Source organism: Agaribacillus sp. DX54 (assembly GCF_056858335.1).
This window is the reverse complement of sequence record NZ_JBXEQE010000095.1, coordinates 1-1,453: the sequence shown is the minus strand read 5'-3', so window position 1 is coordinate 1,453 and position 1,453 is coordinate 1. Positions and strand designations below refer to the sequence as shown.

The 1,453-nt window shown below is 43.8% G+C and carries 1 protein-coding gene; it reads right to left on the bottom strand.

Annotation, left to right across the window (positions count from 1 at the left end):
* Positions 1-145: 145 nt before the first annotated feature.
* Entirely contained in the window at positions 146-1,399 is a 1,254-nt protein-coding gene (locus AC04NP_RS30470) for a site-specific integrase (RefSeq protein WP_482863905.1), read from the bottom strand.
* Positions 1,400-1,453 lie beyond the last annotated feature (54 nt).

Genomic DNA, 1,453 nt, shown 5'->3' with positions numbered 1-1,453 from the left:
ACCGATTGAACTTTCTCCGCGGACAATTGTCAGGCGATCGAACCTTCTGAGTCTTTCTTCGATGTCCTCCATTTTGAACCCAAGACTGCGTTTGTGCGCAATATACTGTCTTATCAAGCCAGCATAAATGCCATGGTTGAAACGCTTATTCATACAGGTTCTCATAAAATGATGAAGGTACGCAAGGTACTTCCAGAGCACACTGTTTCAACTGCTTAAAGTTAACTCTCAAATAGCACATGGTGGATTCGGTGCCGGAGTGCCCAAGTATCTCGGATATGACAGGCATAGGCTCATTCAAACCAAGGAGATTGCTGGCAAGACTGTGCCTCAAAGAATGGGAACCGTGTTTTCTTTCTTCAAAGCCTATATCCGCCCGCCGCATGTAATCAGTTATTGTACTGTACAGCACTGTACTGCTAAGTTTACTGTAAGGTGCCATGGCTGTGATGAACACATAAGGCTCATTGATATCTGGACGGCCGAACCTCAGGTACGCAACAATGGCACTGCCAACCTCTTCGGATAGTGGCAGTTCCACCTTTTTGCCGGTCTTCTGCTGGAACAGTACGATGCGATTGTTTGCCCAGTCAAGGTTACAGTGCCTTAGCCCAAAGATGTCCGACACACGCAGACCGTATCTGGCAGCTAGCAGAACCATCACATAATCCCTCTTTCCCTGTGGGTTTCCCCTGTCTATGGCCTCTATCAGTCTTTCTACCTCTTCTCGCGAGTACACGGAAGGTATCTTCGGTTGTCTCACCGGTCTGGGTTTCAATATTGACATCCAGTATTCCTCCCGGTTGTCCTGAAGCAGGCTTTCATTGCACAAATAGCGAAGGAAAACTCTTATCGTCATGAGGATATTGTTCCTGTCAGTTTCTCTGCGTGTTCTGTCCAGCCGTGATATGTACTGCACCATATAGGAAGCACCAATATCTGCTATACCCTTACCGGATTGCTGCAAATCCAGATACAATGTTTTGATGCGTTCCTTGTACCGCTGAATGGTCGACTCGGAGCGCTTTATGGCTTTAGAGTACTCAATGAACCTATTGAAAGGTACACCTAACTTACCAGTGAAGATAATTTCAGGAACCATAGCACGCTTACGCTTAATGGTGCCGCTCTCTTGATAATCAGACAATACCTGAATATGACGAACTTTATCTTTCTGGGATTTTTTAAGAGTACAATAAGGAATATCACCAAACCGATCTTTGATATAGCTGTCCCCAACATCCCTGCAATAGCATGTGAGACCTGACCTGATCATGTACTTTTCCAGATGATCCCAAGTATGAATAAACTTCTTAATACAAGCTTCCTTGTACTTCTTATGTTTTAAGAACTGAATAAGGCCGGTTGTAATATCCGACAATCTTTGTTTTACTTCCATAATGACTTAGTATTTAGAAATTTTACATCTCCAAATATGAATATTATGTGAAGT

Bases quoted from the DNA above. Each gene is read 5' to 3' on its own strand.
- AC04NP_RS30470 (WP_482863905.1), bottom strand. From the start codon at position 1,399: ATGGAAGTAAAACAAAGATTGTCGGATATTACAACCGGCCTTATTCAG.